General features: G+C 30.5%; 9 protein-coding genes. 1 reads left to right on the forward strand and 8 read right to left on the reverse strand.

All coding sequences use genetic code 11. The features are described 5' to 3' along the window. Nucleotides 1-838 precede the first annotated feature (838 nt). Together AC27L2_RS12970 and nifJ are read right to left on the reverse strand one after the other, a co-directional pair. Complete coding sequence (locus AC27L2_RS12970) at nucleotides 839-1,837, reverse strand: dihydroorotate dehydrogenase-like protein (protein ID WP_487212190.1); 999 nt, start codon at nucleotides 1,835-1,837, stop codon at nucleotides 839-841. A gap of 70 nt (nucleotides 1,838-1,907) precedes the next feature. Next, nucleotides 1,908-5,504 (reverse strand): pyruvate:ferredoxin (flavodoxin) oxidoreductase, encoded by a 3,597-nt coding sequence (gene nifJ / locus AC27L2_RS12975; protein ID WP_487212191.1) that lies wholly within the window; start codon nucleotides 5,502-5,504, stop codon nucleotides 1,908-1,910. A 346-nt stretch (nucleotides 5,505-5,850) separates the two neighbouring features. On the opposite strand from nifJ, the gene AC27L2_RS12980 reads away from it, so the two are divergent. Further along, on the forward strand, nucleotides 5,851-9,588 hold the full coding sequence (locus tag AC27L2_RS12980; RefSeq protein ID WP_487212192.1) for a DUF7619 domain-containing protein: 3,738 nt from the start codon (nucleotides 5,851-5,853) through the stop codon (nucleotides 9,586-9,588). Between the two features lie 833 nt (nucleotides 9,589-10,421). On the opposite strand, the gene AC27L2_RS12985 is transcribed toward AC27L2_RS12980, so the two are convergent. The 6 genes from AC27L2_RS12985 to AC27L2_RS13010 all read right to left on the reverse strand — a co-directional run bounded on the left by AC27L2_RS12985 (nucleotide 10,422) and on the right by AC27L2_RS13010 (nucleotide 15,198). After that, nucleotides 10,422-10,907 carry an STAND family AAA ATPase gene (locus tag AC27L2_RS12985; RefSeq protein WP_487212193.1) on the reverse strand — a complete coding sequence of 162 codons (486 nt, stop codon included), beginning with the start codon at nucleotides 10,905-10,907 and terminating at the stop codon, nucleotides 10,422-10,424. 241 nt (nucleotides 10,908-11,148) lie between these two features. Further along, on the reverse strand, nucleotides 11,149-11,745 hold the full coding sequence (locus AC27L2_RS12990; RefSeq protein WP_487212194.1) for a sugar transferase: 597 nt from the start codon (nucleotides 11,743-11,745) through the stop codon (nucleotides 11,149-11,151). A 383-nt stretch (nucleotides 11,746-12,128) separates the two neighbouring features. Beyond that, complete coding sequence (locus tag AC27L2_RS12995) at nucleotides 12,129-12,806, reverse strand: YjbH domain-containing protein (protein WP_487212195.1); 678 nt, start codon at nucleotides 12,804-12,806, stop codon at nucleotides 12,129-12,131. A 207-nt stretch (nucleotides 12,807-13,013) separates the two neighbouring features. Next, complete coding sequence (locus tag AC27L2_RS13000; protein ID WP_487212196.1) at nucleotides 13,014-14,264, reverse strand: ATP-binding protein; 1,251 nt, start codon at nucleotides 14,262-14,264, stop codon at nucleotides 13,014-13,016. Between the two features lie 464 nt (nucleotides 14,265-14,728). Next, nucleotides 14,729-14,938, reverse strand: coding sequence for a type II toxin-antitoxin system HicA family toxin (locus AC27L2_RS13005; protein ID WP_487212198.1), 210 nt, complete (start codon nucleotides 14,936-14,938; stop codon nucleotides 14,729-14,731). A gap of 32 nt (nucleotides 14,939-14,970) precedes the next feature. Then, on the reverse strand, nucleotides 14,971-15,198 hold the full coding sequence (locus tag AC27L2_RS13010; protein WP_487212197.1) for a 2-oxoisovalerate dehydrogenase: 228 nt from the start codon (nucleotides 15,196-15,198) through the stop codon (nucleotides 14,971-14,973). Between the last annotated feature and the right edge of the window lie 640 nt (nucleotides 15,199-15,838).

Below are 15,838 nucleotides of genomic sequence, written 5' to 3' on the forward strand. Positions count from 1 at the left end.
AAATGAAATCAATTAATTTTGTGCACGATTCTTCGAATCATGTTAGAGATTAAATCGTTACACGAAATGAAATTTAGTGCGTGCCTGAATTACAAAATTGCAGGTTGAAGGTTACAAGTTTAAGTTGATTATTATTGTAAACCACGAAGTGGTTTAATATGAATAGAAAAAATGTGAAGTACGAAAAATTATCAGAACCCTGAAGGGGTTCAATAATAGGCGATCAGAATAGAAAAGTTTGGAATGATGGAAAATTGGAATAATGAGCTGGTGATTTAACACGAAATGAAATTTCGTGCAAAATAAGTTAAAAAATCGTGCAAATATGCATTGAGCTTGTGTAAAAATTATCTTGTTAATAAATAACTCACCCTAAATCTCTCTAAGGGACTTTGAAAATAGAGCGAAATCGCCCCTTCTCTTTATAAGAGAAAGAGTCGAGGGGATGAGTTAAGTTGCTTTAAAGAACTTTTTACACAGTCTCCATTCCTTGGGCACAAGATTACAGATTGACGGTTTCAATTTAAAAACCCCGAAAGGGGTTTAATATTAATAGATGAAAGGAAATAAATATATTTTAGAAACCTATATGAGTTCAATCATAGCTTAGGAAACATAAATGTTGGGAAAAATGGAATGTTGAGAAAATGGAATATTGAGATTATAATACTAAACGCTGTTTCGTTAATATATATGAAATATCAAAAAATCATTTTGTTTATGCAAAATTCTAATCATAATACTTACATTATTAATAAACCTTGCTGATTCTCCAAATCAACTTACAACACTATATTTTATTTAATTCTCACTATTCCATCTTTCCACTATTTCAACTCTATATATGTGTTTTGTAACTCTGCAGCATCTTCATGTAGTTTGCTCTTTCAAATGCGGCTGGTTCTGCTACAGATTTTTGGCTCATACTTCCTTTCATTGTTTGAATTGAATCATATTCATTTTCTTCCATCCATCTCTCAAGTCCATTTAATATCTCTTTAATTCTTCCAACTCCGTTCATTAAAAGTTCAGAACAAATCATTGCAACATCTGCTCCAGCCATAATTACTTTAATAACATCTTCATGAGAATGAATTCCACTTGTAGCAGCCATGCTTGCTTTTATATTTCCATATAAAATTGAAATCCATCTTAATGGTAATCTCATTTCCCAATTTGTACTTAAAATTAAATTTGGAACCACTTCCAATTTTTCTAAATCAAAATCTGGTTGATAAAATCTATTAAATAAAACAAGTGCATCTGCCCCTGCTTCATCTAATTTTTTTGCCATATTCGCCATAGATGAAAAATATGGACTCAACTTTATTGCAACAGGAATTTTAATATGACTTTTCACAGCTTTCAAAGTATCGATGTAAATATTTTCTATTTCAGAACCTGTCACATCAGGATTTGTAGCTACATAATAAATGTTTAATTCAAGAGCATCTGCTCCTGCCTGTTCTATATTTCTTGCGTATTGAATCCATCCACCTTTACTTACTCCATTCAAACTTCCAATTACAGGAATATTAACTGCTTTTTTAAGATTTGCAATATGGTCGAGATATTGATAAGGTGTTAAATAAAATGATTCTGGTTCAGGAAAATAGTTCAAAGCTTCTGCATAACTTTCTGCATGATAAGATAAATAATGATCAAGTTCACCGCTCTCATGTATAATTTGTTCTTCAAATAATGAATACACAACAACTGCAGATGCTCCAGCATCTTCCATTCTTTTAACTGTATCAACATTTTGAGATAACGGTGATGCTGAAGGAACAATTGGGTTTTTTAATTTCAAACCCATGTATGTAGTTGATAAATCCATAAATCCCCCGAAAAAAATTTTTTATTTAAATTTAGAGGCCGTTCTTATTTGAACGACCTCTTTATAATTATTAATTAACTTTTTCTTCTAGTTTTTCTTTTCCATTACCAGAAAAATCAAAGCTTGCCATCTGTTCATACAATTTCCATCTCTTAATCACTTCTTCTTGAGCTTTTTCAAGTAATTGTTTTGCAATAAGTGGATGAGATTTTGTCAACATCTTATATCTTGTTTCTTGATAGATATAATCCTCAAGTTTAATCTTTGGAGCTTTAGAATCTAATTTCAATGGATTCTTTCCTTCTTTCAGATTTTCTGGATTATATCTAACTAATGGCCAGTAACCACTATCAACAGCAAGCTTTTGACTTTCAAGTCCCTTTGCCATATTTATACCATGAGCAATACAATGACTGTAAGCAATAATTAGAGATGGACCATCATAAGCTTCAGCTTCGAGAAATGCGCGAACTGTTTGAGCATCATTTGCACCGAAAGCTACTTTTGCTACATAAACATTACCATAATTCATTGCCATCATAGCTAAATCTTTCTTTGGAGTTGGCTTTCCTGCAGCAGCAAATTTTGCTACAGCACCCATTCCAGTTGCTTTCGACATTTGTCCGCCAGTATTTGAATATACTTCTGTATCAAGTACAAGAATATTAACATTTTTGCCAGAAGCTAAAACGTGGTCTAATCCACCATAGCCAATATCATAAGCCCATCCATCACCGCCTACTATCCATACAGATTTTTTAACAAGATAATCTGCAATTTCAAGTAACTTCTTCGCATCTTTTGAATCCATCTTCTGTAATTTTTCTTTTAATTCTTTTACTCTTAATCTCTGTTCATAAATTCCAACTTCATCTTTTTGTTCAGCATTTATAATTGATTCAACAAATTCTTTTCCTAATTCATCTTGAAGTTTAACGAGCAGTTCTTTTGCAAATTGATTTTGTTTATCAATAGCCAATCGCATTCCCATTCCAAATTCTGCATTATCTTCAAATAATGAATTTGACCATGCTGGACCTCTTCCTTCTTTATTTTTTGCCCAAGGTGTTGTTGGTAAATTTCCACCATAAATTGAAGAACATCCAGTTGCATTTGCAATTATTGCTCTATCACCAAATAGCTGCGACATTAATTTGAGATATGGAGTTTCACCACATCCAGAACATGCACCTGAAAATTCAAACAATGGTTCTAATAACTGATTGCTTTTTACTAATGATGTATTTACTAATTTTCTATCAATTTCTGGCAATTCAAGGAAGAAATCAAAATTAGCTCTTTCTTGTTCACGAATTGGAATTTGTGGAACCATATTGAGAGCTTTTCGTTTGGTATCTTTTTTATTTTTTGCTGGACATACTTCATAACACAATTCACAACCTGTACAATCTTCTACTGCAACTTGAATTGTATATGCATAACCTTCTGGAAATTCTTTCCCTTTTGCATCCATATGCTTGAATGTAGCTGGTGCATTTTCAAGGTATTTCTTGTCGTATACTTTTATTCTAATTGCAGCATGTGGACAAACGAGAGCACATTTACCGCATTGTATACACCATTCAGGGTCCCACTCTGGAACTTCAAGTGCAATGTTTCTTTTTTCCCATTTTGTAGTTCCTGAAGGAAATGTTCCATCAACAGGCATTTCACTAACTTTTACTAAATCTCCTTTTCCTGCCATAATTTTTGCAAGAACATTTTTTACATAATCTGGAGCTTTATCAGAAACTATTGGCGGCAGTTCAATTGTACTCGTAGCTTTTTCTGGAACTTCAATTTTGTGTAGATTCTCGAGTGTTTGATCAACTGCTTCGAAATTCTTCTTAACAATTTCTTCTCCTTTTGCACCGTAAGTTTTCTTAATTGCATTTTTGATTTGTTCAATAGCTTCGTCTTTTGGAAGTATTCCTGATATTGCAAAGAAACATGTTTGCATTATTGTATTAACACGGCTTCCCATTCCTGTTTTTGCTGCAACACTGTAAGCATCAATCACATAGAAATTTAATTTCTTATCAATAATTTGCTGTTGAACTTTACGCGGCAATTTATCCCAAGTTTCATCTTTTCCATAAGGTGAATTTAAAAGGAATGTTCCGCCTTCTTTTATATTTTCAAGAACATCAAATTTTTCGAGCAATGTAAACTGATGACATCCAACAAAATTTGCTGTTTGAACTAAATAAGTAGAACGAATTGGTCTCTTGCCAAATCTTAAGTGAGATACTGTAGTTGAACCTGATTTTTTTGAATCATAAACAAAATAACCTTGTGCATAGTTATCCGTTTCTTCTCCAATAATTTTTATAGAATTTTTATTTGCACCAACAGTACCATCTGCACCTAATCCATAGAACATGCATCTTACAACATCATCACCTTCAATAATAAAGGATGGGTCGTAATCAAGACTTGTAAAAGTAACATCATCAATTATTCCAACAGTGAAATGATTTTTTGGATTATCCAATTTCAAATTATCAAATACAGCTTTAATCATTGCAGGAGTAAATTCCTTAGAAGATAATCCATATCTGCCGCCGACAATCTTTGGCATTTTAGCAAATGGTGGATTATCAGAATTCATTGCATCACTAATTGCAGAAAGAACATCAAGATAAAGTGGTTCACCAAAAGAACCTGGTTCTTTTGTTCTATCAAGCACTGCAATTTTTTCAACAGTTTTTGGAATAGCAGCAAGCAAATGTTTTGCTGAGAATGGACGATACAATCTTACTTTAACAATACCAACTTTTTCTTCCATTCTTTGAGTCATATACTCAACAGTTTCTTCAGCAGCTTCTGCACCAGAACCCATTAGAATGATTATTCTTTTTGCATCAGGTGCACCATAATAATCAAACAAATGATATTGACGACCTGTAAGTCTTGCAAACTTATCCATAGTGTTTTGAACAATATCAGGACAAGCATTATAAAATCTATTAACTGCTTCTCTGCCTTGGAAATAAACATCAGGATTTTGAGCCGTTCCTCTAATGAAAGGATTATCAGGGGTTAATGCTCTTTCCTTGAAAGCTTTTACATAATCATCATTAATCATTGCACGAATATCATCATCTGTCAAAGCTTCTATTTTCATTACTTCATGAGAAGTTCTAAATCCATCAAAGAAATGAACGAATGGAATTCTTGATTCAAGAGAAGCAGCATGTGCAATTAAAGCAGTATCCATAACTTCTTGAACTGAATTTGAACAAATTAATCCAAATCCAGTTTGACGGGTAGCCATTACATCGCTGTGGTCACCAAAAATTGAAAGAGCCGATGCAGCCAAAGAACGTGCACTAACATGAAATACAGTTGGTGTAAGTTCACCAGCAATTTTATACATATTTGGAATCATTAATAACAAACCTTGAGAAGCTGTAAAGGTTGTAGTTAGAGCACCAGCTTGAAGTGAACCATGAACAGCACCAGCAGCACCGCCTTCACTTTGCATTTCCGTAACAGTGGGAACAGTTCCCCATATATTTTTCACTCCAGCTGCTGACCAAGCATCAGATAATTCTCCCATCGGCGATGATGGTGTAATTGGATAGATTGCAATTACTTCGCTCACACGATAAGCAACATGTGCCGCTGCTTCGTTTCCATCAATCGTTATTTTTTTTCTTTCCATTAATACACCTTTATTTTATTTGAATACTCTGTTAATCTTAAAAAAACTTTATTCCTAAAACAAATATCCTGCCAAAATTTTAAAGGTAATTTTTTTTCAATAAATTAGTTTTTTAATGCTTTTGTAAAAGATTTTTACATAAATCTATAAATTTTAGAAATATTCTCTTATTTCTAAGAAATTTATTTTTTTTCAAAATACAATAATAGAAAGAAAGTGATATAAAATAAAGATAATATTGTCGGTATTTTAATTAATTAAAAAATATCTTATAATTGTTTGAGAATCAGTGAAGAAAAATTTTTTCATAAAATAAATTTATTTATCATTAAGCAGAGGGATTAGTATGAAAAAATTATTTTTCTCACTGATTCTCTACACAAACATCAGTATACTTTCACAAACCATTTCATCCACTGCTCAAGGTGGCAATTGGAATAGCCCTTCAACATGGATTGGTGGTGTAGCCCCAAATGCAAATAGTGATGTTGTTATTAATGGTCCTGTAGTAATTAGTAATGTTGAATGCAAAAATTTAACAATCAATTCTAATGGTATTATTGAAGATGAACCGTCTATGGGAAGAACATTAACTATCAATGGTGATTTTATAAATTATGGAACTGTTAGAATTGGTCAAGGTAATTATGGAGTTACTCTTTTAATTAAAGGCAACATGCAGAATTATGGAACTCTTATTAATCGATGGATAACATTTGGGGGTTCAGGCTCTCAGCAAATTTTAAGTACAAAAAAAATTAGTTGCTACGGAATTGACAAAAATCCAGATGGGACAATTATTGCAATGAGTGATTTAGAAATTGATTCAGTTACAACTGTAAGATTAGATGGTGATGTTCTAAACATGGGCAGTTACAAATTATCTAAAATCTCAAGAAAAAATATTGATAATTCTGGCGATATAATTTCTGGTGGAACAATTTATTCAAATGGACAACTTGATATCAGTGGAAGATTTGGTTCAAACCTTGACGGTAATCCAACATTAATAGGAAATACACCATTATTATTTACTGGTGAAAACACAATAAAACAAAATTTAACGGTAGCAAGTGGAAAAGTATTAGCAGATGAACCTTATCTGGGAAGAACAATAACAATTCAAGGTAACCTCACAAATAATGGAATAATTACTAATCGTCATGGTGGATTAACAGTAGAAGTAAAAGGAAATGTAATTAACAATGGTGAATTCACATCATTCCTAAGATTCATTGGAGATGATAATCAATCAATAAGTGGAACTCAAAAATATTCCTGCGGTTGGATTGAAAAAAAACCTGATGGAAAAATTAATGCTGCTTCTGATTTAGTTTTTGATTCAACTACTACAATCTATCTTTATAATGATATATTAAATATGGGTTCTTACAAATTAATGAAACTATCTAAAAAAGATTTTGTCAGTTCAGATTTTATTTTCAAAGGAGGAACAATTTATTCGGATGGAGAAATTGATGTCACAGGAAGATTTGCTTCTAATCTTGATGGAGATTTCATTTTAACTGGAAAAGATACAATGCTTTTTGTTGGGGATAATATAATATATCATGATTTAAAAGTTGCAAAAGATAAAGTAATTCAAGATGAATGCTGTATTGGAAGAGAATTTACTGTTAATGGTGATATCTATAATTATGGAACATTTAAAAACAGATTCGGCGGATTAACTTGTTATGCATTAGGAAATGTTTATAATTATGGAAGATTTGAGATAAGTTATTTAATACTAAAAGGTGATAACAATGTAACTAAACTTTATGGAACTTTCTTTACAAATATAGAACTTGATAAAGAAGGAAGTTCACCAGCCTATTTTACAATTGATCAATTTTTGAATGTAAAGAAAGGTTTGTTAATTAAAAAAGATGTTACACTTACTATCAATAATAATTCTGAATTGATAGCAGACAAAACAATTTCAAATTATGGAACAGTAATAAATAATGGCAAAATTACTAATCGATATTATATTTATACCCGCGGCTCTGTTGATGTTCAACCTTTTATGAAAATTAATCCTGTTGTGTACGACAGAGCAACTTCTGATTCATTAATTGTAACTTCTTACAATTTACTTCATCCAAAAATGTCATCTGCAATTAAAAGATATTGGAATGTTAAAGGTAATAAAAATTTAAGCTCATACTCAGTTGAATTATATTATGATGATGAAATACTCAATGGTCAAGACCCCAACAATCTCGAAGTTTACATTACAACAGATAATGGTGAGACATGGAAAAAAATTTCTAACGCGGTTAATACACAAAGAGACCTTGCGAACAAAAAAATTACTGTTGGAACAAACAATAATCCAATCACACTTACTGGAGATATCATACTAAGTTCGGGTAATGTTGCCAATATATCATCAATATCTGTTACAATAACTGGAAGAATGCAAGTAAGAGTTGGACCGCCAAATAGGTATACAATCAGTTACTGGAACAATAATAATTATCCAACAGATAAATTTTTCATTATTCTAAAAACAAATCAAGGTGTATACTTTGATGGAATGTATTCTAAAAAAATTGGAACAGACTCACTAAAGTATATTCCAATTGATTCTTTAGTTTATGATAATATGAAAGATGAAATATTATTATTAGTTCAACCGCTGGCTCCAAAAGAAGTAAGAAGTTTTGATGTAATAGTTAAATCTGCACTTGGAACTTCGTTCAAGTCAATGGAACCAGTAACATTTACAGTTATAGCTCTTTGGGTTGGGGGTGCAATCTTAGAAGAATATATTTCCAACACAGTTGTAAACAGTTGCTATGAAGTGTGGAGACCAGTCGAGGAGGATAAATCATTAACAGATGCATCTGTAAAAGCATTAAAGAACAGTTTGAATGATGCTGTAACAATTGAAAATGGTGCTAAAGGTGTTGCTAAAAAAGCTTCTGAAGAAATACTTAAAAAAACGGGAAGAATAGTTGCCTGGCCTGCTTTTCTTGCTAAAGATATTCTTGATTGTCTATCTAATACAGTCAAAGGAATGAAAGAGTATGTTAATGGTAATTTTGACAAACAAGAAAAAGAACTTGTTAAAGTAACATCGTGGGACCCAAATGCTAAAGAAGGTCCAACTGGTCACGGCAAAGAAGGTTTTATCTCTTCTGCAGCAACAATGAATTACACAATATTTTTCGAAAATAAAAAAGAAGCAACCGCACCTGCATATCAAATTGTAATTCTTGATACCTTAGATGAAAATGTATTTGATATCAACTCAGTAAAATTTGGTGATGTAAGTCATCCACTTGTAAATAAAACATTAACAAGAACTGGAAATATTTTAAAGTGGGATTTTGTTGGAATTGAACTTCCGCCAAATGTTAATCCTCCCGAAGGTGAAGGTTGGGTTAAATTCACTGTTAATTTAAAACCAAACTTACCAAGTGAAACTAAAATTAGAAACAGAGCTGTCATTACATTTGACATTAACAAACCGCTTGCAACGAATACTGTTGTTAACACATTAGACTTTGATTCGCCATCAGCAGATATAACAAACATATCTCAATTAAGCTCGCATGAGTTATTAGTTGCTTGGAATGGAAATGATGGTAGTGGTTCAGGAGTTAAAAATGCTGCAGTTTATCTTTCAACTGGTGATGGTCCCTTTACCTTAGCTGCTGTATCAGATAAATCACCAATTAATATTCCAGTGCAGCCAGAAAATTCTTATCGATTATATGTACTTGCAACAGATAATGTTGGAAATACTCAGCAATCACCTGCTCAAATTCATCAAATCACTGTTGATGTAAAAGAAAAAGTTAAAATCCCAAAAGAGTATAAGTTAGAGCAAAATTATCCGAATCCATTTAATCCTGTTACTAAAATAGTTTTCAGTATTCCAAAAAGAACAAAAGCAGAATTGTGCATTTATAACATATTGGGAGAAAAAGTAGCAGAATTAATAAATGCTGAAATTGAGGCGGGCAGATATGAATATGAATTTAATGCTGTTAATCTTCCAAGCGGGGTTTACTTCTATCGATTTAAAACAGAGGATTATATTTCTGTTAAGAAAATGTTATTAATTAAATAAGGAATTTTATTCAATTGTTATTCAATAAGAGAGTTATTATTATAAAATTAAACCGCAATGAGCGCAAAGATATGATTCAAAAATTTCTTCAAAATTCTTCGCGCTCCCTGCTGTTATCAAATTAAAAAAGTCTATTCATATTAAACCACTTCGTGGTTTTTAATCTGTAACACGATTCGAAGAATCGTGCATAAAATTAATTGATTTCATTTTTTCAATTACAATTCATGAAATTTCATTTAGTGTTACAATCCGCCATCCCAACATTCCATTATTCCATTTTTCCGAACGCCTCTGTTCTCACCATTATCATTGAACCCCTTCAGGGTTCTCAAAATGTATATTTCATTACATTTCGTCTATTCATATTAAACCACTTCGTGGTTTTTAATCTGTAACACGATTCGAAGAATCGTGCATAAAATTAATTGATTTCATTTATTCAAATACCACTCACGAAACTACGTTTCGTGTTACAATCACTAGCCAATTATTCCATCATTCCAACATTCCAATTTTCCAAGCGCTTCTCTTCTATACATTATCATTGAACCCCTTCAGGGTTCTCAAAATGTATATTTCATTACATTTTGTCTATTCATATTAAACCACTTCGTGGTTTTTGTAACTGCAACCTTCAACTAACAATTTTGTTCCAAAGGAATGCCTTACGGCATAATCTTGCAATTTTGCAATTCTCTCTCATTAATCCCCGCCAGCATTCATTAACTTTCAACCTTAAAACCTGCAGACCCTCAACTTATAATATTGCTTACTCTAAATTTTTATATACTAAAATTATTAGAAATGATTCATCATTACGCTTTAGAGCGTTACGCTGTAAAGCGTAATATGAACTCTCTAAAAAATGGATCATCGAATAGATAAGAATTTTCTTCTTTTTCGATTATTCCTTGTTCTATTAAACTTTTCAATGCTTTTTGAGTTGTTGATGGAACCGAAAGTCTATACTTCTTAGCATATTCAGCAGAGAATATATTTTGATTTTCTCTTGCAAGTGCATAGATTAATTTTTTCTGGTATAAAGATAGTTTATCATAAAGTTCATAATAATAATCACTCTTCAATTCAATTATTCTTTCAAAACAAAACTCAACAAATTCTTTCTGAATTTTTTTATAATTTCCTATTGCATATTGCCATACCTCAGAAGCCAAAAATTGAATGTAGTAAGGAATGTTATTAGCTTTTTCAATTATTAATGCAGCAACTTCTTCATTAATAATTAATTTTGTGCTCCTAAATCGTTCGATAATAAATTGAATTGTTTCTGCTTCAGGAAGTTTGCCAAGATTCATTGCATAAGCTGAGTTTTAGTTACGCACGAAACTTCTTTTCGTGTTACAAGCCATCAGCCCATTATTCCAACATTCCATTTTTCCAATTGCTTCTATTCCCAACGTTTAATATTGAACCCCGGCAGGGTTCTGATAATTTTTCGTACTTCACATTTTTTCTATTCTTATTAAACCACTTCGTGGTTTTTGTAACCTGTACTTTCAACCTGTAACCTTCAACTTGTAACAAGCAATCGATAAACTAATACACTTTCGTATCACCTTTAATCATCTTTATAGCCGTCTTAATAATTATTAAGATATCCAACCAGAACGACCAATTCTTAATATACCAAATATCATATTCAAAACGCTTTAGTAGTTCATTAATATCATTAACTTTTCCACGCAAATTATTTATCTGTGCCCAACCTGTAATGCCTGGTTTTACTAAGTATCTACAACCATAATCTTTCACTAAATTTGAAAATAGTAAATCTTCATTTACTTCATGTGGTCTTGGTCCAACAATACTCATATCCCCTTTTAATACATTTATAAATTGTGGGAACTCATCAATGTTATTCATTCTCAAGAAATATCCTGCTTTAGTAATTTCCTCGGTTCCATTATTAAACATTGTTCTGAATTTATAAAGAACAAAATATTTTTTATTCTTCCCAAATCTTTTTTGCTTAAAAAAGACAGGACCTTTGCTATCTAATTTTATAATTATTCCTATGATTATTGTTAAAACAGGAAGGATAAAGATGCAGATTATTAATGATATGATTAAATCAAAAATTCTTTTAAGAATTTCATTGTGAGTTTTAAAAAGAGGAGACTCAATATTCGCCAATAAAAACTCCGGGCAAAATATTTAGTCTTAATGTTAAACCTTTTTAGGGTTATTCACATATTAACCATTTACCAGCAATCATTAACCTTTACCATGTAACTTGCAACAAATACTACTCCTCAGCCCATTATTCCATTATTCCAAGCGTCCCTGTTCTCACCATTATCATTGAACCCCTTTAGGGTTCTGATAATTTTTCGTTCGTTACATTTTTCTATTCATATTAAACCACTTCGTGGTTTTTAATCTGTAACACGATTCGAAGAATCGTGCACATAATTAAATGATTCCATTTATTCAAATATCATTCACGAAATTTCATTTCGTGTTACAATTCACCGAACCATTATTCCAATTTTCCATTATTCCATCATTCCCCCGTTTTATTCTAACACCAGTGAATAACTTATTCCTCCACTAAAATCTTTCAAGTTCATTAATCCAGCTAATATTTTTATATGTTTTAATAAAGTTAATCTTACTCCAGTATTAAATCTTTCAGCATCGTATTCTGTAATTAATTCTAAAAAGTTAAATGGTTGATATGAAATTCCACCAAATAGACCAACAAATTGATAATCTGCTGCTTTGAATACTTTAAATCCATGCCCTATGACTAAATTACATTTCCATATTTTTTTCGAAGCAACTATATAAATTGATTGCTTATGTATTGCTCCTACTCCTCCAAATGCTGTTCCGATGTTGTTTATTCCAGTTGATAAATTTATAAAATGATTTTCCTCATCTAAAAATTTTATTCTAAAACCAACACTCCTATCACCAATACCTTGAGTTCCCTTATGCTTGAGCAAATAGACAAAATTTGTATTGACTTCAAGGAATGGTAAAAAATTCAATGTTGCAGAATAAACAACTGCATTATCGTTGTAACCTCCAAAAGAAACATATTTTTTATCAAGATAATGAAAAGAAAAATTTAATGTGCCATCATGAAATAAATTTGCATCAGGAATTGTGAGTAGTCCTGAAAAGCCGGAAATTGTTTGTGAGTATAATAGAGTTGATGTTGTAAAAAAAATAATTATTAGGTATTTCATTTCAGAAATTAAATTGAATATATATTAGTACACGAATTATAAATATTCGATTAAATTTAACCATTAATTGTATTTAAACCAGCAAATTTCAATCTTTAACTTACAACATACAACTATTTATATGTTTACATGAAATTTTATTGCATGTTACAATCCACCAGCCCATCATTCCAACCATTTCTATTACCAACCCCTTTTAACCTTTAACTAATCAAATATATCAGCTCTGTATAATTTATAATATGGCAAAAAAATAACTTTTGTTTTATCTATTAAAAATTCATTAGATAAATTAACAGTAATTACAAAAGCTTTTCTCGGTGAATATTTTCCAATAAAACTTCTTAAAGAACGCTTTATAGTTCCTACATCTGAATACTTTACTTCAATAGGGATAATTTCTTCTCCTTTATTAATAATAAAATCAACTTCTGCTTTATCAGTAGTTCTCCAATAATTAATAGTCCAGTTCTTCCATGCCAATTGTTCTTCGATTAAATTTTTTACCAGATTTTGAAATATAAATCCCAGTTCAACAGGATTTTGCTGCAAAGAAAAATTATTATTAGCAAAATTCCTTAGACCAAGGTCATAAAAGTAAACAACCTTTGATTTTGATAATTCTTTTAAGCTATTACGAACAAATGGAGTTATTGTACTTATTACAAAAGTTTTTTCTGCATAGTATAAATACTTCTTAAGTGTTATTGTAGAAATATTTAGCAAATTGGATAATCGAGAATAATTTATTTGTTTACCTGTTTGTGTAGCTAAAATTTTTATTAACAATTCAAATGCATCTGGTCTATCTATATTTAATAGAGAAATAATATCTTTTTGAATATAACTTCGATAAATTTCATCAATTAATTTCCTTTTTTCTTCAATAATATTTTCTGTTACTATTCTTGGATAACCTCCAAAGCTCAAATATTCATTTAGTAATATTTTACATTTTTCTTTTTCCAGCTCAAAATATTCATCAAGTTTATCTTCATACTGGTAATTAGTTTTGAAATTAACAAATTCTTTTAGAGTTACAGGAAAAAGTTCAAATAATCTTTTTCTGCCTACTAAAGATTCCTGAATTTTTTCTTTTAATTCCAAACTGCCAGAACCTGAAACAACAAATTTGTATGGTAAATTCATATCATATATGCCTTTTAAGAATATACCAGCATTTTCTTTTCTTTGTATTTCATCAATAAAAACATAACCTTCATTACCAATTTCTAACTTGATTTTATTTAATAGTAATTCCTGACTTTTGAAAAATTGATTATTACCCTCATAATCAAGATTTAAAAATAGTACTTTATCGTTTTTTCTTTTGAGTTCCTCAATCAACTCCATCATTAAAGTAGTCTTACCGATCTGCCGTGGACCTACAATTAATGATATCTCTTTTGCTATTAAATGCTTTTTTATTTCATCGTAAAGATAACGTTTGATGTGCATTTATTGGTTTAACCCGATTTTTTATAAAGTCAATTTATTATTTTATCGGGTTATTTGCAAATATATCAATAATTTGTGTTGTATTTTAAATTTGTTAAATTTAGATTATTTTTCGTGGCATTAACCTTTAACCATTATCTATAAACAGTTCACCTTCCCATTATTCCATCATTCCAATTTTCCATTTTTCCATCATTACAAGCGCTTCTCTTCTATACATTATCATTGAACCCCTACAGGGTTCGTAGATGTTTTTTGTAACATTTTTCTATTTAATATTAAACCCCTTTCGGGGTTTTAACTAGGAATCTTTAACATGAAACCGCAACCATTTGCAAGAAATTTCATTTCATGTTACAATCACCAGCCCATTATTCCATCATTCCAACATTCCAATTTCCCATTTTTCCAAGCGCTTTAATTCCCTTTATCAATCAACTTACAAACCCTAAACTAATACTTTTTTACTCAAATAATTTTTTAATTAAATCTTTCTTTTCTATTTTATGAAAATTTGACAAGGCATTTAAGATATTATTGAGTGTTCCTATTTTAAGAGGGTTATGATTTGGAATTGTTAAATGATGAATTCTTTCTTCAGTTTTAAACGTTAACCTTATGTGACTCCCTTTTTGACGTGTAATATTATATCCCAACTTTGCCAGAGCTGCAATTAATTCTTCTTCTTATATATCTCTTGGTATTTTCAAGCTGATAACAATTCTTCTTTTATGTAATGAATTCTAATTATATGAGGTTTTTCATCTTCATCAAAATGAGTATTTACTGCTTCTACTATATTTTTTTTAAGTTCTTCCATCGTTTCAGCTTCTGTATATATAGAGTGCTCCAAAGCTTTGGCTTCATATCCTCCATCCAGAGAATCTTCAACAATGAAAATTATTTCATTTTTCATTTTAACACCTTTGTACATTTTTCTTCATTAAATATAAAAAAATTGTTTTGACAATAGTAGTTATATTCCACCTTAAAATTTAATATAATCTAATTGTATTTTGGAAAGTGGAATTTGAATAGTAATTCTATGTGTTGATTATCAAAAATCATTTTCATCTATTAATTTTTATGATTAGTTATAAAAAATAATTCATTTGGGTGAGGTAATTTGCATAATCGATAATAATAAAACCTAAATGGTTATTAGCTGCTTTTTTTCATAAATTATATTTTGTGTTAAAAACAAATTTCTATCATTACAACCGAATCTATTCTCACATTATATCAACCTTCAACCTATTATCATTTATTCCTTTTCACGAAATTTCATTTCGTGTTACAATCACCAGCCCATTATTCCAATTTTCCATCATTTCAAACTTTTCTATTCTGATCGCCTATTATTGAACCCCTTCAGGGTTCTGATAATTTTTCGTTCGTCACATTTTTTCTACTCTTATTAAACCACTTCGTGGTTTACAATAATAATCAACTTAAACTTGTAACCTTCAATTTGTAATTTTGTAATTCAGGCACGCACTAAATTTCATTTCGTGTAACGATTTAATCTCTAACATGATTCGAAGAATCGTGCACAAAATTAATTGATTTCATTT

The organism is Rosettibacter sp. KY25, from assembly GCF_057554405.1.